This window comes from Streptomyces sp. NBC_01013 (assembly GCF_045162765.1).
Classification (GTDB): Bacteria; Actinomycetota; Actinomycetes; order Streptomycetales; family Streptomycetaceae; genus Streptomyces.
Map to the genome: position 1 here is coordinate 1921820 of NZ_CP108687.1, position 23088 is coordinate 1944907.

A 23088-nucleotide genomic window follows, 5' to 3' on the forward strand; every position below is an offset into this window, starting at 1 on the left:
TTATCCGTCCGTTTATCCGTCCGTTTATCCGTCAGGCCGGTGGAGGCTGCCTCGTCGAGTCGGCGATGGAGGCAACTCGAGACCTGCCGGCCCTGTCCCGCCGGGGAGCGTGCTGGTCACCGCAATTCCTGGCTGGCGCAGGCCGACAGCTACGGCACCTCGCCGCGTTGCGATGCACCGCATCCGACGCCGCGCGCTGATCCACCAGGAATCGCGGGACAGCCCTTAGGTGGTCGCACAGGGTGGGTCGTACGGCAGTTCGGGAACGTATCGGGTCCACTGCTGACGGCTCAGGGCGCCGGAGCTCGCGGCGCAGATGCGGCTGATGGCGGACTCGACCTTCAGGTCCCAAAGCGTGGCCACGCCGTCGTCGGTGGTGGCGGCCAGGGTGTGGCCGTCCGGGCTGAACGCCAGAACGGCGACGTATCCGGTCTCCACTGTCAACGGTCGGCCGATGGCGGCGGGGTGATCGGGATCGGTGACGTTCCACAAGTGGATGGTGCCGTTCCCGGTATGGCCGGCCGCCGCGAGGGTGTGCCCGTCCGGGCTGAACGCCACCGACCACAGGCTGCCGCCGGGCACAGTCAAGGGAGTGCCCCTGCGCGTGAGGTGGTTGGGGTCGGTGGCGTTCCACAGGGTGACGGTGCCGCGGCTGTTCCCGGTGGCGAGCGTGCGGCCGTCCGGGCTGAACGCCACCCAGGTGCTGACGGTGATCGGCTGGTCGATCGGCTCGCCGATACGGACCCCCTGGTCCGTCGTGCTCCACAGTCCGACCGTGTGCTCGCTGCCGTCACCGCCAGCCGCCAGCATTGTGCCGTCGGGGCTGTACGCCAGGGAGAAGACGGACTTCGTGTCCGAATTGGAGATGCCGGGCTGAGTGCCGGGCTTCGCGGGGTCGCTGACGTCCCACAGGGCGATGGTGCCGTGCACGTTGTCGTCGCCGGCCGCGGCCAGGGTCTTGCCGTCGGGACTGAACGCCAGGGAGAAGATGAGCCCGTTCGCTCCGGTGAGGGTCTCCGGGAGGGGAACGGGATGGCTGGGGTCGGCGGTGTTCCACAGGTGGACCTTGCCGACGCTGTCGCCTGCGGCCAGGGTGCGCCCGTCCGGGCTGAACGCCACGGCGTCGACCGCGCCCTTGGGGCCGGTGAGCGGATCACCGCGGGGAGCGGGGTTGCCGGGATCGTCGGTGTTCCACAGCGAGACGGTCCTGTTCTGGTTTCCTGCGGCCAGGGTGCGCCCGTCGGGGCTGAACGCCACGGATGCCACATTGCCGCCGTCGCCGATGATCCGGGTGGACGGCAGACTCCACAGATCGACGTTGCCGTCGCTGTTCCCGGCGGCGAGGGTACGGCTGTCGGGGCTGAACACCACGTCGGTGACCGCGATGCCGGGGCCGGTCAGTGGCCGGCCCAGCGGGCCGATGGCCCCGGGGCGCGAGACGTTCCACAAGCGGATGGTGTGGTCGGCGCTGCCGGCCGCCAGAGTGTGACCGTCGGGGCTGAACGCCACCGACATGACGGCCTGGGCGGGGCCCGTCAGCGGCTTGCCCAGGGGGGCGGGGTGGCCGGGGTCGGCGACCTTCCACAGGTGGACCTTGTTGTCGGTGGATCCGGCAGCCAAGGTGTTGCCGTCGGGACTGAACGCCAGGGAGTTGACGTCATGTCCGGTCTTCAGGGAACGGCCGTGGACGGGGTGGCCCGGATCGGTGGTGTTCCACAGGCTGATAGTGCCGGCGTCGTCGTCGCAGGCGGTGGCCAGGGTGTGCCCGTCGGGGCTGAACTCGACGCGACGGGAGAAGACGTCGGGGCAGTGGAGGTTCAGGGGCGCTCCCGCGGGCTTGACGTCATCGGGGCGGGTGACGTTCCAGAGGCTGACGAGTCCGGCACTCCGTCCGGCGGCCAGGGTTCGGCCGTCGGGACTGAACGCCAGCGATTCGACGGAACTCAAGGCATCCCAGTCCTGAATGCCCGGACTCTCCGGCCGACCGAGCAGAACGGGGTGGCTGGGGCTGGTCAGGCTCCACAGATCGACGAATCCGCCGGAACCGGCGTCACCGTTGTGGCTGGTGTGGCCGCCGACGGCCAGCACCTGCCCGTCCGGGCTGAACTCGAGCGACAGGATCGAATTGACGGAACGGTCCACGGGCACGGGCCGGCCCAGCGCGACCGGACGGCCGGGATCGGAGACGTCCCACAGCCGGACCAGGTTCTGGTGGACGTTCCCGGCCGCCAGCATGTGCCCGTCGGGGCTGTAGGCCACCGTGTACACCGCGCCGCTTGGGCCGGGAAGCCGGGTGTCCAGCGGGGTGTTCTGGGTCGTGATGAGCCGGGAGGCCGCATCCGGGGTCGGGTCCATGCGGTAGGACGTCATCGCAAGTTGGGCGGACAGCGAGGGATCGGTCGGGCCCAGTTGCACGGACGCGGAGGTGACGGCGGCGTTGATGGCCTGGTCGCGGGAGAGCAGGGCCTTGGTGGCGGCGGCCCGGGCGTGGGCCTCCTGTCGGAAGGCGAACACCGCGGCCAGCGAGGCGACCACGGCCAGGGCGGTGATAGTGGCGACCGCGCCGCGCCGGAGCCGTTGCCCGCGCCGCTGGTGGTGGCGGGCGGCCGCCAGGAAGGCCCGGGCGACGTCGCTGAGTTCCGGACCGCGCGTCTCGGCCCAGGCGAGGGAGGTCTCCAGACGGTTACCGCGGTACAGGGCAGCTGCCTCCCGGCCGGCATCCTCCCAGAGCGCGGCCGCGTCTTCCAGATCCTGTCGTACGAGGTTTCCGGGGCGGTCGTGCCCGATCCAGTCCCGCAGCCGGGGCCAGGCACGGATGAGCACCTCATGGGTCATCACCACCATGTCCTGGTCCAGGGTCAGCAGCCGGCCACTGGTGAAGTCGTTCAGGACTCTGGCGGCCGCAACGCGGTCCGGCGCCTGGCGCAGCAGCTCCTCGTAGCGGACGCGTCGGCGGGTGTCGTCGGCGTCGCGCCCCACGATGACCAGCCGCAGGAACACCCACCGTGCGGCCTCCTGGCAGGGCGGCGGCAGGGTGTCGTAGAGCCTGTTCGCCGTCATGGCGATGGCGCCCTGGATGCCGCCGGTGACGCGGTACCCGTCCACGGTCAGCGTGTGGCCATGGCGCTGTTGCCAGGTGGCCCGCAGCGCGTGTGCGAGCAGCGGCAGCCGGCCCGTGGTGCTCGCCCCGAGGGAGCCGCCGACCGTGCCCAGCTCCGTCAGCAGCACCTCGACCAGGCCCTCTTCGACGTCGAGTCCCACGCTGCCTGCCGGGCGGCGGATCGCGTCCTTGAGTTCGCCCTCCGTCATCGGCTCCAGCAGGACCGGTCCGGCCCTCAGCGCCGCCCGGAGCTGCGGATGGGCCGTGCACTCGGCATAGAAGTCCGCGCGTATTCCCAACACCACGACCGCACCGCCCGTGGGCCGGGCCAGACGGTCGAGCACGTCGATGAACCACTGCCGTTCGGTCTCGCCGCAGGCCGTGAAGATCTCCTCGAACTGGTCGACCACGACGACCAGGCCCGTGGAGGGGGGCTCCTCGGCGGGCGCCGGATCGCCGGCTCCGGTGATCCGGCGCAGCTCGGCCAGGCACTGTGCGGGATCTTCCTGCCAAGCCGATGCCCTGCGCGCGGCGGTCTCGGTGTCGAGGCCGGCGGCGGCCGCCAGGGCCAGGGCCGGGGTCGCCGTCGGGGTCAGCAGCAGCCGCGGCCAGGTACTCGACCCCGCCACCGGAAGCCGGCCGTCGCCCAGGGCCGGCAGTACCCCGGCCGCGAGCAGCGACGACTTCCCGGCCCCCGAGGGGCCGATCAGCATCAGCGGGCCGCCCTCACGCATCCGGGCGTCCATTCGCTCGCACACGAGGTGAACCATGCGCTCACGGCCGTAGAACCACTGCTTGTGCTTCGCGTCGAACGGGACCAAGCCCGGGTACGGGCAGGGCACCTTGTCGGCACCGGGGCCGGGCTCGGTTGTGCGCCCCTCGTCGCCGAGCCGGACGTGGAGATCGCGGCCGGCCATGAAGGCGCTGCCGCCGCCGGTCACCCGCGCCTCCTGACGTCTCGGCTGCCAGATTGGCGGCTCGTCGGGGGTCGAGGCATCGGTGCTGCGTTCGGTCACGCCTGTCCGTCCCTGGTGACGTTCATGTCCCGGCCGGCCAGGAACGCGTCGCCGCCGGAGACATGTGCCTCCAGCGTCATCGAGCCCGTGACCTGCTGTTCCGGCCTCCCGGCAGGGTGCGGTTCCCCGCCGAACAGCGCGCGCAGTTCGTCGACTGCGTCCGGCCGCGTGGCCACGAGCCGGATGATCCGGGCCTGCCACTCGGCGGCCAGTAGACCCTGGAGCTCCTCGCCCCCGCCCGCCTGCCGCGCCTGAAGCAACTCGGCCCGTGCGTCGATGAGATCCTCCTCGACGCGCTCCGGGTGCGCGGAACGCCACAGGGACAGGACCGAGGACTTGACCGCGCCCCAGCCGTCCGTCGCCAGCAGATCGATCAGCCGCGCCGCGGCTGCCGATGCCAGGCCGGCGAGTTCCACACTCGTCTCCATGTCTTCTCCTTGTCCCTTACCGCCCGTGGGCCGCGATGGCGGTCATGGTCAGGTGGGAGGCAATGAACACGTGGTCGCCGCCCACCGTCCACATGAATCCAACGTCCGGCTGCCCGGGGTCCGTGTATCTCCACCGGGCCCTGCCGGTGGCCGCGTCGATGGCCCACAGTGTTTTGGCGCTGTCGGTGGCGAAGACGGTGTCGGCCGAACACTGCGCGTTCTTGCCGCCCAGCTTGAGGGAGGCGTTGAACAGGTTGGAAGTACCCATGTCACTCTCCCCGTCGAGTACCGCGACCCACTGGATCGTGCCGTCGGCCGCGGCCAGGGCGGCCAGATCGCTGCCGACCGGTACGTAGACGGTCGCGCCGTCCTGGCTGGAGAACGGTGTGCCGATCTGGACCTGGTCCCCGTTCTTGGCGTCGAAGCGCTGATGCCACTTCTCGCGGCCCGTGGCCGCGTCGACGGCGAACAGTGTGTTGCCGTTGCCTCCGGCGAACAGGAACAGCCCGGCGGCGTAGCACGTCAGCGGCCAGCCGGTGGAGAAGTAGTACGAGGCATGCGGGATGGACACTTTCCAGCCACGGGCACCTTTCCTGCCGGCGTCGATCATCTGGACGCGGCCGGGCTTCTTGCCCGGAACGGCCGAGGTGGCCAGCAGGTGAGAACCGGATGCCGGCACAAGCACGTTGTTGATGTCCGTGCCCTCGACCTGCCACAGCCGCCTGCCGGTCGCGGCGTTGAACGCACGGATGTAGCCGGTGGTCGGATCCTTGGCCGAGAACTCCCCGTCAGTCTTGCGTACCGTCCCGCATACATAGACCGTGTTCCCCGCGACCGCCACATAGGTGCTCCGGTACATCGATATCAGCGTGGCGCCGCCAGGATCGGAAGCGGCAAGGTTGGTCGCCCACTTCGCCTTCCCGCCGACGGCGTCGAATGCCGCCAGCACGCCTGGCTGACTCGGTGTGTCGCAGAGCAGGTAGAACACACCGTCCGCGTAGGCCGTCGGGTACGTGTAGCTGCTCGCGCGGAACTCGTTGGTCGTGTTCAGTGGGGGGAACATGGATTTTCCGGTTGCGGCGTCCAAGAAGGACGTGGCCGTGTCCGTGACCACCATGACCACCTTGTCGGACGCCTCCAGGCAGGTGGGAGGGTTCTTTCCGGCTCCGGACCAGGCTTTGACGGCGTCGGGTCCGGCCAGAACGACCGGCTCCGGTCCGTCCGTCGAGGACGGCGACGCGGAGGCGGGCGCCGTGGATCGCCCGCTTGACGGAGAGGCCGGCCGCGCGGTGGACCCGGGCCTGGCCCGGCCCTCGGGCGCCGGTGACGAGTCGCCGGAGAAGGCGAATGCCGCCGCGGTCCCGCTGAGCACGGCCGCACCCCCGGCCAGAGCGATGATCAGCTTCCTGCGGCTGACGCCCGCGTCGGCAGCGGTCTCCGGCGGCGAGGGAAGCGTGCCCCGGCCGCCGCCTCCGGCGGACTCCGACCCCACCGCCGCGGTTGCGGCGGCCATGTCGGCGGTCACGGCCGGCGGCAGCCAACTACCTTTCAGTGAAGGCAGGTTCTGATGACTCAGGTAGGCGATGAGTTGCTGCGCGGTGGGACGGTCCGACGGTTCCGGGTAGAGACAGCCGCCGATCACGTCGCGCAGTGACACGGGGAGTGCATCCGTGTCGGGTTCACCTCCGGAAGACGCGAACTGCACGGTCGACCCGAGGTCGAGCATGTCGTCCGTCGGCGAGGGGGCCGGGCTGCCGGTGGCTCCTCTCATTCCCAGGGCGGTGATGCGGGGCCCGTCCATGGTGAGCAGCACCGAGTCCGGGCTCACCTCGCCGTGGACCGTCCCGGCCGCGTGGAGCGCGGTCAGCGCCCGGGCGAGGCCGTCTGCGAGCACCCGCAGTGCCGGTTCGGACAGTGGGCCGTGCCGGTCCACCGCCTGCCGGAGCGGCAGCCCAGCGGTGAACCGGGTCGCCAGCCAGGGAACCGGCGCTTCGGCGTCGGCATCCACCACCGGTATGAGGAAGGCATCGGACAGCGTCCGCGCCGCCTCGACGGCGACTCGGAACCGGTCCCGGAACCCCGGTTCCGCGGCGAGTTCAGGCCCCACGACCGTGACCGTGATGAGGCTCCCCTCGTCCGTGCGGGCCGCGAAGACTTCGATCCCGCCGACCGTGCGCTCTCTTCCGAGCAGTGCATATGGCCCGATCCGATGGGTGCCGTCTGCTCCGGGATGATCCATAGTCCGCTCCTCACGCCAGCCTGATCGTCTGATCACGGGCCGCCTGGTAGGCGCTGCCGCCGCCGGACACATGGGCCGTCATGGTCATGGACGGCTCCGGATCGGAGGCCCGCGCCGTACTGAGCCCGGGTCCGTCAGCGGGGTCGGTATCGGACAGGAGAGCAGTCAGCTCGTCGCCCAAGTGCACCAGCCCATCCGGCAGATGGGTCTCCGGAACGCGAAGGAACTGCAGGCGCGCCAGCTCGGCGATCTCGTGCGGCAGAGCCGAGGCGTCGGGCAGCGATGTCGCGTCCCCCAGAAGGACCGGGACGACGCGGTTTCCTGCCCGCAGAGCTGTCGCGATCTCCACGCGGACCCAGTCGTGATCCCGGTCCAGAAGCCGCACGCCGTCTTCGCCCCGCAGGTCGAGCCATCCTGGACCGATCAGTACGCACATGACCTCGCATTCGGCTGCCTGGCGCCGCAGAATCTCGGCGAAATCCGCCCCGGGCGGTATCGACTGGCCCGACTTGAAAATGGCGTCGGTGCCCAAGCGTTCGGACAGTGCGCGGTAGACACGGTCTCGCATCCATCGGGAGTCCGGTTTGCGAAAGCTGAGGAAGATGCGCGGCACAATTGCCCCCTCTCTGGCAAGCCTTGATGTCAGGGATCGTGCTCACCCTAGGGGTGGAGTACCCACGCGGTGGCTATTCGCCGGGGATTGAATAGCGGCCGCACGCCTTACGCTGACGGGTATGGATCCGTCGGACAGCGCGGCAGGAGCGGGCTCGGCAGGGAGATCGGCCGGCACGCGTCTGCCACCGGGCGACTTCGGCGTCGTGCTGGCCACACTCCGGGCACGTCGAGGGTGGAGCGTGCGCGAGCTCGCTCGGCGTACGAACGTGTCCGAGGGGCAGATCTGCAACCTGGAGAGCGGATTGCGCAATCCGACGCCCGCTGTGGCGGCGGCATGCGACACAGCTTTCGGCGCAGGCGGGGAACTCGTCGAATTGGCCGGCGCCGGCCGCCGCGATGCCCGGTCCGAGGATGTCGTTGAGGCTGGCCCCGTGGTCGCCGGATACGAACGGGTCCTGTGGGAGCTGAAGGACATCGGCAGATCCACCGGACCGAGGTTCGTCACCGCTTCGATGAGATCGATCACGCGGATCCTGACGGACGCCGGTCCGCACGCCGTTGGCGAGCAGCGTGCCGAGATCTGGCTGCTGGCCTCAAGGTTCGCCGAATACACGGGGTGGATGGCACAAGAGGCCGGAAATCCCGCCGAGGCGTTGCGCTGGACCAGTCTCGCCGTCCGCTGGGGCGCACAGGGCGGGGACGAAACGGTGGCCGCGTACGCCCTGGTCCGCAAGGCGTTCATCGCCCAGCACCGCGGCGACACCGGGGCGGCGATCGGATTCGCCGACCAGGCGGCCGGGCACCCTGCGGCCAACCCGGTGATCCGCGCGCACGCCACGCGACGCGCGGCCCAGGGGCATGCGCGACGTGGCGATGCGGGGGCCTGCCGGGAGGCACTGGAGCGCTTCAAAAGCCACGCCGCCGAGGTCATCGGCGACCGGACCCCTCGCTGGGGTCCGCGCATCGAGAACGGCAACCCCCGGCTCATCGAGGCGTCCTGCATGCTCAGCCTCCGCCGCTTCGAGCTGGCCGCCGACCTTTTCGCAGCGGAGCGCCGACGCAGGCCGGCCGTCCCGGCGGACAGCAACTCCCAGGCCCGTTTCGCGGTCCGGCAGGCGACAGCCCTGGCCGGTGTCGGCCGCCTCGACGACGCCTGTCAGATCGTCGAGGCCACGCTGCCCGTGATCAAACGCATCGACTCGGCCACCGCCCGCGCGGAGTTGGGCCGTTTCGTGGAACAGGCCCGGATCCGGAGAGCCAGCCCGGGTCAACTCGCGGTCGTCGACGCATCGGCCGCCCTCACGATCGGCTGACAGCCGCGACGGCACCCGTCAAGGCAACGAGACGAATGTGATGCTATGAATCTCTTTCGGTTAGGGTCAGCTCGCCACATCGATGACGTCGTGGAGGTACTGCACAGCCAGCTTTTCGGCGTGGCGGCGACGTTCGATCGCCGCTCCTGTTTCGCCGAGCCACCGCCGGTAGAGCTCGATACTTGCGAGGAGTGCCTGACCGGCGTCGTGCCGGTTGTGACCGCACAGCGTTGCCTGAAGGTCACCTGCCTCATCCGGAGCGATGGATTCGAGGTGGCGCACGCCGCGGGGTGCCGCACCCACCCGTACCGCGGCCAAGGGGCCCAGCACCGTCTCGCGCAGGTAGCTGAGAAAGCCGATGACCTCGAGCAGTTCACCGCGTCCGAGTTTCGTCGCACCGTAATGCACCCAGATCCAGAATCGGTCCTCGATCCACTGGAGGTCGGGCGACGGGGATGTCGGCGGATGCTCCGCAAGCACGTCGGCCAGGCCGCCGTCTCGGTCCCACAGGATGTCGGATTCCTCAACGCGCTCGGCGAAGTCGGCGGCCCGCACGAACTTGAAGTCGACATGGAGGAGGGGCGGCCCGACAAGTGTGATGATCAGGCGTGGTTCGCCGACGTGTTCCCCGGTGAACCCGGCCACAAGCGAGGCCCATGAGCCGATCAGCATGAAGCGTTCCTTCATGACCGCGTCGAACGCATCGTCGTCGATGACCACGATCAGGTCGACATCCGAGTAGATGTCGACCTGGCCCCCCACGATTGACCCCGCGACGGCAACACCGGTCACACGCGGATCCTGCTGGATGCGGGGAAGCACGTCGCTGAGGAACCCGCTGTGGAGGGAGGGTAGGGGCATGGCATTCCTTCCGGTCGGAACAAAGTTTTGCAACGTACCACGCCGCAAAGCCCGATCCACCAGGAAATAACGACACCGAAGGCCGCCGGACCTGCACACGGCTCCCTCGGACGGAAAACGACAAGGCCGATCGGCAGAACGGCCTGCACGAGCCCATTCCGGGACAGCCCTTGGGGAACGCAGCATGTGACGCGTGCAGAGCAGGTCGGTTCCGCATGGCTCAGGAACCCGCCGCAGCCTTTGCCGGCCTCTTTTCGGAGGGCGGAGCGTGGACGTGGTCCTGGCCGGTACGGCTCTTCGCCCTCAGTAGATGTCGGAGTGCCCGCACGAGAATGCACTCAGCCGCGTACCCAGGAACGCGCTCGTCGAGTTGGGACCGGGGACCGGCAACGGTGTGCGGTTTCAGAGGACGACAACCACCTTGCCGCGGATCAGGCCGGCCTCACTGCGGCGGTGGACTTCCGCAAGGTCGGCCAGCGGATGTGACGCGCTGATGTCGAGTGCGACCTTCCCTGCGTCGACGAGTTCCACGAGCGCCGCCAGGTGCGTCGCGTCGTTGCGGGCCACCATGTGTATCGCTTCCACTCCGGCGTCTGCATGGGGTTCGACAGGCGTGGCGATCGAGACGATTCGCCCGCCCGGCCGTACGGCGGATGCCAGAGCAGTGGCATCACGCGGACTCAGCGGAACGAGATTGAGCAGAGTGTCCACGGGGGCATCGAGAGCGGTGGCGACCGGTCCGGCGGTGTAGTCGATCACGTGGTCCGCCCCGTGCAGGCGGACTGCCCGGTCGCTGCGGGCACTGGCCGTGGCAATCACCTCAGCGCCGGCATGCTTGGCGAGTTGCGTCACGAAGCTGCCTACCCCTCCTCCCGCGCCGTTGACCAACACACGCTGGCCGGCGATCACTCTCCCGTGCTCGAAGACCGCCTGCCAGGCCGTCAGGCCCGCAACCGGCAGGGCCGCAGCGTGCACGAGAGGAACACGGGCCGGTGCCGGTACCAGCAGTGCGGCCGGCGCACGAGCGAAGCCGGCGGCCCCGCCGGCTTCGTCCAGCCGTCCCACGACCCTGTCCCCCATGGTGAACCCCTCGGTCCCCGGGCCGATCTCGGCCACCGTGCCGGCGACGTCCCAGCCCAGCGTGTAGGGGAGATCCACGGGCAGGAACGTCTGCAGCATGCCGGCGCGCAGCGCGGCCTCGGTGGGGTTGAACGAAGTCGCCGCGACGCGGACAAGCACTTCACCGGCGACGGGTCGCGGTTGAGGAACTTCGTCGAAGCGGATGATGGAGGCATCGCCGAAGGCGTGGATACGCGCGGTCTTCATCTTCATATCCCTGAACTTACGGTCGCCGACGGAGACGATCCATGTGTCAGGGTGTCTCGTATATACGCGTGCGTCTCATACGTACGCTGGTCCCGTGGATGTACTCAGCGACGTGATCACGGTGGCGCGCACGGGTCGGCCCCGGTCGGCGTACGTGCGATGGCATGCACCATGGAGGCAGCAGTTCGCGTCGGTACCGGGTTCGGCCGGCTTCCAGGTGATCCTTGAGGGCCGCTGCTGGCTCCTGTCGCCGCACTCGGAGCCGCTCCAACTGGCCGCGGGTGATGTCCTGTTCCTGCCGCACGGCAGCGGGCACACTCTGGCCGACAGCCCGGCAACCGCGGCTACAGGTGCGGTCTGCAGCCCCGAGGACGCCGAGTTGCCGGGGCCCTACACCTCGGACAGTGTTGACCGGCTCGGTCGGAGAGGTCCCGCTACCGTGGTGCTCTGCGGTGCCTACCGGCTCGACCCGTCCCAAACCCACCCGCTGCTGCTGACCCTGCCCAACCTGATCCACCTTCCGGCCGATCAGGACCGCCATGCCGAATTGCACGCGGCGGTGCGACTCCTGGCCGCCGAGGTAGGAAATCCGCGCCTGGGTACCAGCGCAACCGTGCCAGCGCTCCTGGACACGCTCATGATGTACATCCTGCGCATCTGGCTTGCCGAACAGCCCGCCCGCGACAACACCAGAGGCTGGGCCGCAGCACTCAACGACCCGGCGGTCGCCGCCGCCCTCCACGCAATCCACCGGGACCCTGCGGAACCTTGGACCGTGGCGACACTCGCCGTGGAAGCCGGCCTGTCCCGGGCAACGCTCGCCAGGCGATTCGCCTCGATGGTCGGTCAACCACCACTCAGCTACCTGACCTGGTGGCGACTGACGACGGCAGCCCGGCTACTGCGGGAGACGGAAGCGCCCTTGAGATCCATTGCCGCCCGGGTCGGATACACCTCCGAGTTCGCCTTCGCCAACGCGTTCAAGCGCGCGCACGGGCTGGCCCCCGGCGCGTACAGACGCCGGAGGTGATGCGGCCGCAAGGAAAGCAAGGAGTTCGTCACCTCTTCGGCGCGAAGTCCGCCCGGACGGAGGGCGGGTGCGGCGGGAACGCGGGCACAGTCCTCAGTGTCGGCGGCCTCGTCGGGTAGGCGGAACGCCGCACCGACCGGTTCCCGGCCGTACCGGTCGAACCAGAGCTCGTCGGGGTCGTCCCACAGCCGCTCCTGGCTGCCGAAGGTGTCCCCGAGGGATCGCTGCCATTCCTTCAACGTCCGCGTACTCCGCGACGCGCATGCACCGGCCCCGGGAGTCGAGGCACGGGGAGACGCACAGGGCGTTGTCCGTCACCGTCGCACTCCAGTCGCCGTCGCGGAGGAGTTTCATCGCCCGTCGCCGTACGGGTCATGAGTCGCCCGGCGCCCGGCGCCCGGCACAGCACCGTACACATCTCGTGGCGAAAATCCCGGACCTCGTCCGCACGGAGTCCGCCCGGGCGAACCTCGGGCATGACGGGGACGTGAGGCACAGTCTCGGCGTTCGCGGACACATAGGGCAGCCGGAATTCGGTCCCGGCCAGTTCCCGGCTGTCCGGGTCGAACCGGAGGACATCCGGGGCGTCCCACAGCCAGTCCTGGCTGCCGAAGGTGTCCGAGTGAAACCGCGCACGCCCCTTCACGTCCACGTACGTGGCCACATCCAGGGAGTCGCCCGTGAAGCGGGGAGTAATGCACAGCGGGTCGTCCGTCACCGTCGCATACCAGTCTCCGTCGAACGACGGTTTCATGGCCACTGTTGCCTCATCCGATCCGTTGGCCGTGCGGGCGATGGTCAGATTCCCGTCGATCTGGAGGTGCCGCCCTTCCGTCACTTCAAGTAGTCCAGAATCCCCGCATCGCTGTCCATCAGCTCGGCCAGCACGTCATCGACTTTCAGCTCGGCCCGATTCCGGGCGTCGCGAAGGCCTCAATGGCGGGCTCCTGCTTGCTGCGGCGCTCCCGACGAGCCTGAGGCCGGGACGCCGCATGCAGCAGAACAGGCAGAGCAACCCACCCGGACCTCAAAACCGCAGATCAGGCACCCTTGTCAGGCTCCAGAATCGCCACGCCCTCCACGTGATGCGTCATCGGAAAGGTGTCATAAGCAGCGTCCTCCTCAACGTAACCGCAGGTCAGTTGACATTTGACGGCTCCATCGAAGGGCCCTTGAATGCTCGGAGCGTCAAACGAACGTCACGGCCGAGGTACGTTCCGGAGACCCATCCACCGCGGTACCGCACCGGGTGTCGACCGTCCATCCCAGCTGTGCCAGGGACTTCCGCCGGCACCGGTGTGCAGTCGAGCCATGACCCCGTGATCTTTCAACGCTCGTGTGATCCTCATGAGCATCGAGCGGAACAAGGAGATCGCCCACCGGCTGGTGGAGGGCTTCTCCGCAGACGGCGACATCAACGCGACCTTCGCCCTGCTCCCGCGAGGACGCCGTGTGGACCGAGGGTCCCCCGACGGCCCGTGGTCACGAGCTGTCCGGCCTTGGTGGACAGGCGGAGCCGTAGTCGGCGGGCTCCCGGAGCCTGGCCCTGCCGGTCAGGGCGAGCATCGGCATCCAGGCCAGCAGGTCGAACCGTCACCACCAGCTGGTAGAGCTCGGCGCCGTCCACACCACGCTGGTAGGCCTTGACGTGCTTGCGCCCGGTCCGCAGGACGAGGGCGTCCTGCCCATCGGCTCCCGCCGCTGGCTACCCGTCACCACCCGGATCACATGTTCTCTTCAGGCGGGCAGCGCACGTCGTCGCCTCTCAGCCCGTCGCGTGCCATGCCGTTCTGCCGGGGGTGGTCACCGGCTCCGGGCAGAGAGAGGGCGGTCCGGAATTCATGCCGCGCCTCTGCGCGACGGCCTGCCGCCGCGTACGTGTTACCGAGACGGATGCGGACCTCCATCTCCAGCCATGTGCTCGCGCTCTCTGTAAGGGTGGACAGGGCTTCGTGATGGATGTCGACGGCAGAGTGCAGACTGCCCTGGACATGTTCCGCAGTGGCGAGACGGGACAGGCTCGCCGCGTGCAGTGGCAGGTCTCCGGCCTCGCGGGCCAGTTCGACCGCCCGCCGCAGCAGGTCGGTGGCCTCCGTGTGCCGGCCTAGAGCCAGGTTGGCATCGGCGGCGAAGCACAGGGCGTTGCTGATCGTTCTGGGTCGGCCGTTCCTTTGAGCGATGGCGACGGCGACGGTGTAGTGCTCGAGCGCCTGCTCGTGCCGCCCTTGCTGGGATCGGATCGCGCCGAGATTGCAGAGCGCGATCCCGGTCAGCCAGTCGTCGCCGAGCCGGGCCGCCAGCTCCACCGCCTCACTCAGGTGAGCAACCGCGTCCTCGATGCCGCCCAGCATCCACTCCGCGGCCCCCATCCCGGCGACGGTCCGAGCATGGTTCCGCAGATCGTCGTGGCCGCAGCCGTGGCGCCGCGCTTCGGTGAACCATGTGTGCGCCTGCCGGAACCGCCCCTGGTAGATGTCGACCATTCCCATGCAGTTGCGCAGCGAGGAGTACATCCGCCGGTCGGCGGCCATGTCCGCGCACGGCAGCGCAAGCTCCAGGGCTGCACGGCACTCGTGGAACCGGCCCTCGTGGACCAGGTGGTCGACCAGGGCTTCGGCGATCCGGCAGGCGTGGTCGAACTGCCCGGCGGCGGCCGCGTAGGCCACCACGTCGACCAGTTCTGCGCCCGCCGCCTTCAGCCATGCCGAGGCTTCCCGCCAAGTCGGGAACGGGGAACCGCCCGTGCCGTCGTCGGAGCCGGTTGAGAAGCCTTCGGGGCCCCAGTCGCTGGCGATGCGGCCTGCGGCCGTATAGAGGTGCAGGACAGCGGCGCGGTCTGCGGCCGCCTCCTCGGGCGCTTCGGTGGCGAGTCGCCGCGCGTGTGCCCGTACGAGATCGTGCAGCCTGTAGTGGCCGGGATGCGGCTGCTGCAGCAAGCTCGCGTCGACCAGGTCTTCCAAGATGTTCCCGGCGTCCTCACGGGAGTTGCTCAGCATGGCGGCGAGGGTGAGCACGTCGAAGCGTGCGGTCGGAGCCAGCCCCAGTGCGCGGAATCCGCGCCGCTGTTCGGGCGTGAGCTGGTCGTACGACATCCTGAAGGCGGCTTCCACGCTGCGGTCCTCGGCACGCAGCTCGCCGAGGCTGCGTGCATCGTCGGACATCCGGCCGGCCAGGAAGGCCAGAGTCCAGGACGGGCGGTTCTGCAGCCGAGCGCTCGCGATGCGCAGCGCCAGGGGTAGGCCGCCGCAACGCCGGGCAAGCTCGAGTGCTGCCTGGGGCTCTTGGTCCGCGCGGAACTCCCCGATGAGCTCTCGGAGCAGGCCGACGGCCTCGCCCGTGCCGAGTGGCTCGACGGTGAGCCGCAGATCGGCGTCAAGGCCGGGCAGGTGTTGCCGGCCTGCCACCAGAACCCGGCTCCCCGGCCCGGCGGGAAGGAGCGGACGCACCTGCTCGGCACTGCGGGCATCGTCGACGACCAGCAGCAGCCGTAGTGCACTCGTGGCCGCACGCCAGGCCGTGACCAGGTCCACCACGTCATCCAGGTCGTCCGGGATCTCGTCACCGCTGGCGCGGACCGCGCGCAGCAGCCGCCGCAGGGCCCGCTGCGGGCCGACGCTCTCGTGGGCGGCGCCGTGCGTGTGCAGGTCCACGAACAGGCAGCCGTCGGGGTAGGCGTCGTCGAGCGCCCAGGCGGCGCGTACCACTAGGGCGGTCTTGCCGACACCCGCCGTGCCATCGACCGTCACCACGGACACACCCTCTGCGGACACCGGTGCGGTGAGCAGGGCAAGTTCCCGTTCGCGGCCAACCAGACAGGCGGTGTCACCGGGAAGGTCGTTTCGACGGGGGCGGGGGCCGCTCGGGTGATCGGATCCGTCGGGGAGGCGTTGCTCGGGCGGAGATTCCTCGGGCTGCGTGTCATGGGGAGTCGGGGTGCCGGACGCGGGCGACCCCACCGAACGGGTGGGCAGCAACTGGTTGTCCCGGCGCAGGACTGCCTGGTGCACGCCGCGCAGTTCCTCTCCGGGCTCCATACCCAGCTCGTCGAGGAGCCGGCGCCGCATCTCCTGGTAGACGGCCAGCGCCTCGGCCTGCCGGCCGGTGCCGTACAGCGCGCGCATCCGCAGGGCGGCGAGCGGCTCGTCGTGCGGACGGGCCAGGGGCGCTGCCATGAGCGCGTCCAGGGCCTCCGGGTAGCGCCCGAGCAACACCAGACACTCCGCCCGGTCCTGGTGCAACGTGCGTCGCTGCCGTGCCAGCCGCTGCCGCTCCGTGTCGGCGAGCGGCCCGGGCAGACCCGGCAGCGGCTCGCTGCGGAGCAGGTCCAGGGCCCGGCCGCCGTGGTCGAGCGCCGCGTCGAAGTCACCGTCAGCTTTGGCGCCTTGGGCACGGGCGACCAGTTCGACGAGGTCTTCGAGGTCGGTCCGGGCTCCGCCGGGCACGAAGCGGTAGCCGCCGCGCCCACCGTGAATCACCGAGTGGACCGGCCCGGTGCTCGCCCCGTTCAGCGTCTTGCGAAGCGCATAGACATAGCTCGACAGGACCCGGTGGCCCGTCCCCGGGGGCTCGGTTCCCCATACGTCGTCGAGGAGTTGCCGGTATGTCACGAAGGCCGGTGCCCGCAGAATCAGGGCGGCGAGAACCGCCTGCCGTCGTACCGGTCCGAGTGCGAGCGGCGAATCGCCGCGTCGGGCCCTGACCGGCCCGAGCAGGTCGATCCGCAGGTGCCCCCTCGGATCGACCGGGCTCGCGCCCGAATCCACTGCGTCCACGCCCACTTCGAAGTCCCCACGTCCCCGTGCGCCCCGTGCCGGGGCAGATCTCAAGTCCCTGCATCAGCAGGATTTCACCGGCATTTCAGCGCGTCGCGAAAGAGTTTGCCAGGTTGCTTCGGTGCCGGCGCCCGGACGGGGGGTGAGCTGCCCCATGCGTCACCGAACGGTCGGGCATCGGCGGAAGGGTCAGCCAACAGACCCCCTCGTGAGCGAGGTTGCGGACGGCAGACGCCCGGCCGACACGACATCAAGAGAGAAAGAACACCATGTCGCATATCAATCGCACCCCCGGCACACAGCCCACCCGCCGCGGTGGGCGTTGGGAACGCTACCGGGTCGCCCACCCGTTCTCCGCCCAGGACCAGGCGGGCCTGTGGGGCTTGATCCTGGGCGTCGTAGCACTGGCCGCCCTGCTCGGCTGGGCGCTCGACATGAAGGGTGGTGTGGTCATCGTCGCGGCGGTCCCCTTCATCATCACCTGGTTCGAAAAGCGACGCACCGCGTTCCAGTTCGACGCAGCTGGCGCCCGGTTCGGCCACGTCCTGCTGCCGTGGACGGACGTCACCCAGTTCGTCGTGGCCACTCCGCCGAACGACCAGCACGCGCTGATCGGCGCACGCCTGCGTCCCGGCGCGACCTTGCCGGCGGGTGCCGTCGGCCCGTCGCAGAACCCGGCCATGCCCGCACCGATCCATGTCGCCGTTCCGCGTACCAAGTTCGATCTGGCGAAGATGGTCCGCAAGGCGCGTAAGTACGCCCCGCCGCACATCGAGATCGTCGTCGCCGATCCGTCCGGTGAACGCGCAGCAGGCTAGGAGCCGCCCCATGCCCGCTAATCATCAACATGCCATTGCGACAGGAGAGAAAGTCGTGACGTTCCGAGTGCGGCGGGGCAAAGACTGATGCCTCGCTCGCCACAGCCCTGGGACATGCCACCCCCGGAGCAGCGACCGGTGCCGGGCAACCCGTACGCCACTGATGGCTACGGCCCTCCGGTGCCGCCGGGCCACCGCAGGCGCTTCGGCACGATGCCGGCGATCGCCGCGGCCGTCGTCCTTATGCTCCTGGTGGCAGGTGGAGCGGTGTACGCCGGCTCCGGCGGCCGGTGGGGCGGCTCCACCGCGCCCGAGGCGGAGAAGGCAGCCCGTCCCTCCGGGACGCCGACCGCTCCCCGTACCCCCGCGGTCCGTACACCCGAACCGAAGCGGATCCCGACGTCGAAGGAGATCAACGCCGCGCGCGAGCCGGGGGATGCCACAGCGTGGATCGTCGACGACCGGACCGATCTGCCCGGCCGGAACATTCATCTCAACGATCTGTGGATCGTCGGCGACACCGTCGTCCAGGCCGTGTACAGGAAGGTTACCGCCCACCGGCTCTCGGACGGTGCCGAGCTGTGGAGCGTGCCGTTGCCCGCGCCCGTCTGCGAGACACCGGTCAACCCGACCCCTGACGGCAAGGTCGTCCTGGTGTACAAGAACAGCCAGGCCCGGAACGGGAACCGGTGCAACCAGCTCCAGATGATCGACCTGCGGACCGGGAAGGCCGGGTGGCACAAGGAGCTCACCGAGACCGGCTCCGGGGACGACACGATCATCGTGCACACCGCCATCAGCGGGGGCACCCTCGCGGTCGTGCAGGACATGAGTGCCGCCGCGTACGGGGTCGGCGACGGCGCCAAGCTCTACGACATCCCGATGGAAAACCCTGGGAAGTGCTACCCGGACGACGTGGCGGGCGGCTCCCGGCTCCTGGTGAGCTCCGACTGCGCGATCAGTTTCGACCGCAGCAAGACCTACAGCCAACTCCGCGAAATCGACCCGCGCACCGGCAGGGTTCTCTGGCGCTTCCGGACCCAGCCGGGCTGGAAGGTCGGCAAGGTGCTCTCCGTCGCCCCTGTCGTCTTCACGACGCTCCACACCGAGGAACGCACCGACAACTGGCGGATCGTCGCCCTGGGACCCGGCGGAAAGATCCGCACCACCATCGACGCGAGGCAGAAGGGCTTCAAGTACTGCGCCGACATGGGAGACGCGGGCGAGGGCATCCAGAACTGCGACGGCACCGCTGTCAGCAAGGACACCGTCCATCTGGGGGGCACCGACCAGGTCGGCGCGTACGACCTCACCACCGGGAAGTTCCTCTGGGGCGTGAAGTCCGATGACAGCACCCTTCACCCCCTGTGCGCGGATGGCGGCACGTACGCGCTCGTATACGAGGCGGCCTCGCTGCGCCGGCCGGGCGGGATCATCCGGTTCGGCCCAGGTGGCGTGGACACGGACAAACAGGTGCTCCAGCATCCCGAATCGGCCCGGGCCTCGGAGTACGGGATGCTCGCCGGGAACCTGGCCTACGCGAACGGCCGGATCGTCATCACGCCGTCGTTCGTGAACGGCGACGAAGCGCGGCCCGCGGCCCGGATGCTGTCCTTCGCCCCCGAGGTCCCGTGAGCGAGCCGGCCGTACGGGCGCTGGTGTCTGGCACCGGCACCGCGCCGCGTTCTGGAGGCGGGCAGATGATGGACCACCTTGCCGATGGTCCGGTCCGCAGGACCCGAGCCACAGAGAGTTCCGGGCGGTCAAGAATTCCTGTTCAAGCGTCATATGAGCGTCAAGAGTCTCCGACGAGACCCTGAAGGCGTCGCCGACGCAAGCGCCTCCCTGATGAATTCGCAGGTCAAGAGACTACGAGGGACAAGCCGCCCGCTCGACCCGCCGCACGGAGGAAAACAGGTCGAGCGACCCACCCAAACCACGAAACCGCAGGTCAGGCACCCTTCTCGGCAGGCTCAAGAATCGCCACGCACTCAACATGCGACGTCATCGGGAACAGATCGAACGCCCGCAGCGTCCGCACCTTGTAGCCGCCCTCGGCGAAGTACGCCAGGTCCCGCGCCAGCGCCGCCGGGTCGCAGGCCACGTACGCGATCTTGCGTGCCCCGAGGCCCGACAGGCGCTTGACGACCTGCTTGCCGGCGCCCGCGCGCGGCGGATCCAGGACGATCAGGTCGCACTCCGTGATGCCCGTGCGCGGCAGGACCTGGTCGACCTTGCCGTGCTCGATGCGGACCCGCTCCAGGTCCTTGAGGTTGTGGCGGGCGTCCTCGACCGCACGCTTGCCGGACTCGATGCCGAGCACCGCGCCCTTCTCGCCGATGCGCTGACCGATGGCACCGGCGAACAGTCCGACGCCGCAGTAGAGGTCGAGCGCCGTGTCGTTCTTCCGGGGCAGCAGGCCCTGCATGACAGCGCGCACGAGCGTGTCCGCGGCCTGCGGGTGGACCTGCCAGAAGCCGCCGGAGCCGACGCGGTAGGTGCGGTCGTCGGCGCGCTCGCGGACGAAGCCTCGGCCGTGCACGCGGTGCACTCCGCCGTCGCGCTCGTCGACGCGGAGGACCGAGACGGGCTTGTCGAGCTCGACCAGGGGGAGGCGGCCCCCCTCGCGCGGGGTGAGGATGACCTGGCGGTCGTGGGAGCCGGTGGCGGCGATGGCCTCCACCGTGGCCATCTGGGGCCAGTCCTGCTTCTCGATGCCGAGCTCGGTGACACCGGGCGCGGCGATCATGCACTGGTCGATGATCTCGATGTCGTGCGAACGGTGCTTGCGCAGACCGACGCGGCCGTCCGCGTCGATGGCGTACTGGACGCGTGTGCGCCAGGCGGGCACCTCGCCCGGCGGGAGCTTGTCGCCCTCGGCCGGCATGACGGTGCCGTCCCAGCCCGCCTCCTCGGGGGTAAGGCCCGCGAGGCGCTGGAGCTGTTCGGCGATGACCTCGCCCTTGAGCCTGCGCTGGGCGCCCGGCTTGGCGTGCTGCCAGTCGCATCCACCGCACTTGCCGGGGCCGGCGAACGGGCACGGGGCCTTCACGCGGTCCTTGGACTCCTCGATGATCCGCACCGCGTCGGCGCGCAGGAAACGGGAGTCGGTGGCGCCGTCGGTGACCTTGGCGACGACCTTCTCGCCGGGCAGCGTGTGGCGTACGAAAAGCACCTGGCCCTCGGAGGTGCGGGCGATGCAGTGGCCGCCGTGGGCGACCGGGCCCACCTCTACCTCGTACTCCTGCCCCACGAGAGATTCCCCGGCCTGCGCGTCTTCAGCCTGCGTGTCGTCGGCGGCCTGCGCCTCCTCGGCCTGCGTCTCCTCGGCCTGCGTCTCCTCGGCCTGCGATTCCCCGGTCTGCGGCGAAGTGGATTCGTTCTGCATGAGGGGGTGGCTCCAGAGAGAGAAGGGAATTAGGGGAACGGCGCAAAAGGAGAAGTGGCCGGACAACAACCTACGAGTCTACGTGGGTGTCGTCCGGCCGCTTACCAGGAGCAGAGGATGCGGGGGTCAGCCCTTGTGCGTCGGCTCCTTCTGCCTGCGCTCCACAGGGCCGCGTCGCACCGAACCCGGGGCGCTCCAGTCAGCGCGCTTGCGGGCACGCTTCTTGGCCGCCTCGGAGGACTCCAGCTGGTACGGAACGGAGGTGACCATCACACCTGGGGTGAAGAGCAGCCGGCCCTTGAGCCTGAGGGCGCTCTGGTTGTGGAGCAGGTGCTCGTACCAGTGGCCGACGACGTACTCCGGGATGTAGACGCTCACGACATCGCGCGGGCTCTCCCGGCGCAGGCCCTTGACGTATTCGATGACCGGGCGGGTCACCTCGCGGTAGGGCGAGTCGAGGATCTTCAGCGGGACGTTGATGCCGCGCCGCTCCCAGTCCTCCCTGAGCGCCTTCGTCTCGTCCGGGTCGACGCTGATGGAAAGCGCCTCCAGGTGGTCCGTGCGGATCAGCTTCGCGTACGCGAGTGCCCGCAGGGTGGGGCGGTGGAGCTTGGAGACCAGGACGATCGCGTGGACCCGGGAGGGGCGGACGCTCTCGTCGGACGGTGTCTCGTCGGCGGCGATCTCCGCGGCGACCCGGTCGTAGTGCTTACGGATCGCGGTCATCGTGCCGTAGAAGATCACCATGCCGAGCAGAGCGACCCAGGCGCCGTGGGTGAACTTCGTGGCGAGGACGACGACGAGCACCAGGCCGGTGAAGAAGGCGCCGAAGGTGTTGATCGCGCGGGAGCGGATCATGTGGCGGCGCTTGAGCGGGTCCTTCTCGGCCCGCAGATGCCGGTTCCAGTGCCGGACCATGCCCGTCTGGCTGAGGGTGAAGGAGACGAACACGCCGACGATGTAGAGCTGGATCAGCCGCGTCGAGTCGGCCCCGTAGATGACGACCAGCAGGATCGCGGCACCGGCCAGCAGCACGATGCCGTTGGAGAACGCCAGCCGGTCACCGCGGGTGTGCAGCTGGCGGGGCAGGTAGCGGTCCTGGGCGAGGATCGAGCCGAGCAGCGGGAAACCGTTGTACGCGGTGTTCGCGGCCAGGAACAGAACGAGCGCGGTGGCCGCGGCCAGGATGACGAAGAAGAACGTGCCGTCTCCGAAGACAGCGGCCGCGACCTGGGAGATCACCGGGTCCTGGACGAAGCTCGAACCGACCGGGGATCCGTTGCTGATCAGGTCCTTCGCCGGATTCTCGGCCATCTTCACATCGGTGGCCATGGCCAGCCCGATGATGCCGCAGAACATGGTGACGGCCAGCAGGCCCATCGCCGCGAGCGTGGTGGCGGCGTTCTTGCTCTTGGGCTTGCGGAAGGCCGGGACACCGTTGCTGATCGCCTCGACACCGGTGAGGGCCGCGCAGCCGGACGAGAAGGCACGCAGCAGCAGGAAGACGAGGGCGAAGCCCGCGAGGCCCTGGTGCTCGGGCTTGATCGTGTAGTCGGCGGTCGGGGCGTGCATGGTGTCGCCGAGGACGAGTCCGCGGAACGCACCCCAGAGGATCATGATGAAGACGCCGGCCACGAAGAGGTACGTGGGGATGGCGAAGAGCTTGCCCGACTCCTTGACGCCGCGCAGGTTCATCAGGGTCAGCAGCACGATGGCGGCGACCGCACACGCCGTCTTGTGCTCGACGACGAACGGGATCGCGGAGCCGAGGTTCTCCACCCCGGAGGCGATGGACACCGCGACGGTCAGCACGTAGTCGACCAGCAGGGCGCTGGCCACGGTCAGTCCGGCCTTCGGGCCGAGGTTGGTCGTGGCGACCTCGTAGTCGCCGCCGCCACTCGGATACGCGTGCACGTTCTGCCGGTACGAGGCGACGACGGTGAACATCAGGACCACGACGGCGACCGCGATCCACGGGCTGAAGTGGTACGCCGACACGCCCGCGATGGACAGCACCAGGAGGACTTCTCCGGGTGCGTACGCCACCGAGGACAGCGGGTCGGATGCGAAGACGGGGAGGGCGATGCGCTTGGGGAGGAGCGTCTCCCCCAGTTTGTCGCTGCGCAGGGCCCGGCCGATCAGGATCCGTTTGGGCACGTCGGTCAGTTTGGACACGCTGAGG

Annotated in this window: 13 protein-coding genes; 4 read left to right on the plus strand and 9 right to left on the minus strand. The window is 69.4% G+C overall.

The window, feature by feature from the left end:
- Positions 1 to 225 precede the first annotated feature (225 nt).
- The 4 genes from OG538_RS08230 to OG538_RS08245 are packed head-to-tail and all read right to left on the minus strand — an operon-like array spanning position 226 to position 7396.
- Positions 226 to 4116: an NACHT and WD repeat domain-containing protein gene (locus OG538_RS08230; RefSeq protein WP_406091620.1), complete on the minus strand. Its 3891-nt coding sequence runs from the start codon at positions 4114 to 4116 to the stop codon at positions 226 to 228.
- Entirely contained in the window at positions 4113 to 4544 is a 432-nt protein-coding gene (locus OG538_RS08235; RefSeq protein WP_406091622.1) for a hypothetical protein, read from the minus strand. The genes OG538_RS08230 and OG538_RS08235 overlap by 4 nt, the downstream gene beginning before the upstream one ends.
- Positions 4545 to 4560: 16 nt before the next feature.
- The gene (locus OG538_RS08240) at positions 4561 to 6783 is read right to left on the minus strand and encodes a PQQ-binding-like beta-propeller repeat protein (RefSeq protein ID WP_406091623.1); all 2223 of its coding nucleotides are present in this window, start codon (positions 6781 to 6783) and stop codon (positions 4561 to 4563) included.
- Between the two features lie 10 nt (positions 6784 to 6793).
- Positions 6794 to 7396 (minus strand): toll/interleukin-1 receptor domain-containing protein, encoded by a 603-nt coding sequence (locus tag OG538_RS08245; RefSeq protein WP_406091625.1) that lies wholly within the window; start codon positions 7394 to 7396, stop codon positions 6794 to 6796.
- Between the two features lie 121 nt (positions 7397 to 7517).
- Between OG538_RS08245 and OG538_RS08250 the strand changes: the two genes are divergently transcribed.
- Positions 7518 to 8711 (plus strand): multiprotein-bridging factor 1 family protein, encoded by a 1194-nt coding sequence (locus tag OG538_RS08250; RefSeq protein WP_406091627.1) that lies wholly within the window; start codon positions 7518 to 7520, stop codon positions 8709 to 8711.
- Between the two features lie 66 nt (positions 8712 to 8777).
- Here OG538_RS08250 and OG538_RS08255 read toward each other — a convergent pair whose 3' ends face one another.
- The gene (locus OG538_RS08255) at positions 8778 to 9503 is read right to left on the minus strand and encodes a nucleotidyltransferase domain-containing protein (RefSeq protein ID WP_406091629.1); all 726 of its coding nucleotides are present in this window, start codon (positions 9501 to 9503) and stop codon (positions 8778 to 8780) included.
- A 471-nt stretch (positions 9504 to 9974) separates the two neighbouring features.
- On the minus strand, positions 9975 to 10904 hold the full coding sequence (locus OG538_RS08260) for an NADP-dependent oxidoreductase (RefSeq protein WP_406091630.1): 930 nt from the start codon (positions 10902 to 10904) through the stop codon (positions 9975 to 9977).
- An 88-nt stretch (positions 10905 to 10992) separates the two neighbouring features.
- On the opposite strand from OG538_RS08260, the gene OG538_RS08265 reads away from it, so the two are divergent.
- Positions 10993 to 11928, plus strand: a complete 936-nt coding sequence (locus tag OG538_RS08265) for an AraC family transcriptional regulator (protein WP_406091632.1) — start codon at positions 10993 to 10995, stop codon at positions 11926 to 11928.
- Positions 11929 to 13652: 1724 nt separating this feature from the next.
- On the opposite strand, the gene OG538_RS08270 is transcribed toward OG538_RS08265, so the two are convergent.
- Complete coding sequence (locus tag OG538_RS08270; RefSeq protein WP_406091634.1) at positions 13653 to 16700, minus strand: AfsR/SARP family transcriptional regulator; 3048 nt, start codon at positions 16698 to 16700, stop codon at positions 13653 to 13655.
- Positions 16701 to 16969: 269 nt separating this feature from the next.
- Here OG538_RS08270 and OG538_RS08275 point away from each other — a divergent pair, with 269 nt between their 5' ends.
- The gene (locus OG538_RS08275) at positions 16970 to 17518 is read left to right on the plus strand and encodes a hypothetical protein (protein ID WP_406091636.1); all 549 of its coding nucleotides are present in this window, start codon (positions 16970 to 16972) and stop codon (positions 17516 to 17518) included.
- Between the two features lie 114 nt (positions 17519 to 17632).
- On the plus strand, positions 17633 to 19153 hold the full coding sequence (locus OG538_RS08280) for a PQQ-binding-like beta-propeller repeat protein (protein WP_406091638.1): 1521 nt from the start codon (positions 17633 to 17635) through the stop codon (positions 19151 to 19153).
- A gap of 316 nt (positions 19154 to 19469) precedes the next feature.
- Here the strand turns inward: OG538_RS08280 and OG538_RS08285 are convergent, their stop codons facing one another.
- On the minus strand, positions 19470 to 20906 hold the full coding sequence (locus tag OG538_RS08285; RefSeq protein WP_406091640.1) for a class I SAM-dependent RNA methyltransferase: 1437 nt from the start codon (positions 20904 to 20906) through the stop codon (positions 19470 to 19472).
- Between the two features lie 126 nt (positions 20907 to 21032).
- The gene (locus OG538_RS08290; RefSeq protein WP_406091642.1) at positions 21033 to 23081 is read right to left on the minus strand and encodes an APC family permease; all 2049 of its coding nucleotides are present in this window, start codon (positions 23079 to 23081) and stop codon (positions 21033 to 21035) included.
- Positions 23082 to 23088 lie beyond the last annotated feature (7 nt).

Coding starts and splice junctions, on each gene's coding strand:
- OG538_RS08235 (WP_406091622.1), bottom strand. CDS start 4,544: ATGGAGACGAGTGTGGAACTCGCCGGCCTGGCATCGGCAGCCGCGGCG.
- OG538_RS08240 (WP_406091623.1), bottom strand. CDS start 6,783: ATGGATCATCCCGGAGCAGACGGCACCCATCGGATCGGGCCATATGCA.
- OG538_RS08250 (WP_406091627.1), top strand. CDS start 7,518: ATGGATCCGTCGGACAGCGCGGCAGGAGCGGGCTCGGCAGGGAGATCG.
- OG538_RS08260 (WP_406091630.1), bottom strand. CDS start 10,904: ATGAAGATGAAGACCGCGCGTATCCACGCCTTCGGCGATGCCTCCATC.
- OG538_RS08275 (WP_406091636.1), top strand. CDS start 16,970: ATGTCGCATATCAATCGCACCCCCGGCACACAGCCCACCCGCCGCGGT.
- OG538_RS08280 (WP_406091638.1), top strand. CDS start 17,633: ATGCCACCCCCGGAGCAGCGACCGGTGCCGGGCAACCCGTACGCCACT.
- OG538_RS08285 (WP_406091640.1), bottom strand. CDS start 20,906: ATGCAGAACGAATCCACTTCGCCGCAGACCGGGGAATCGCAGGCCGAG.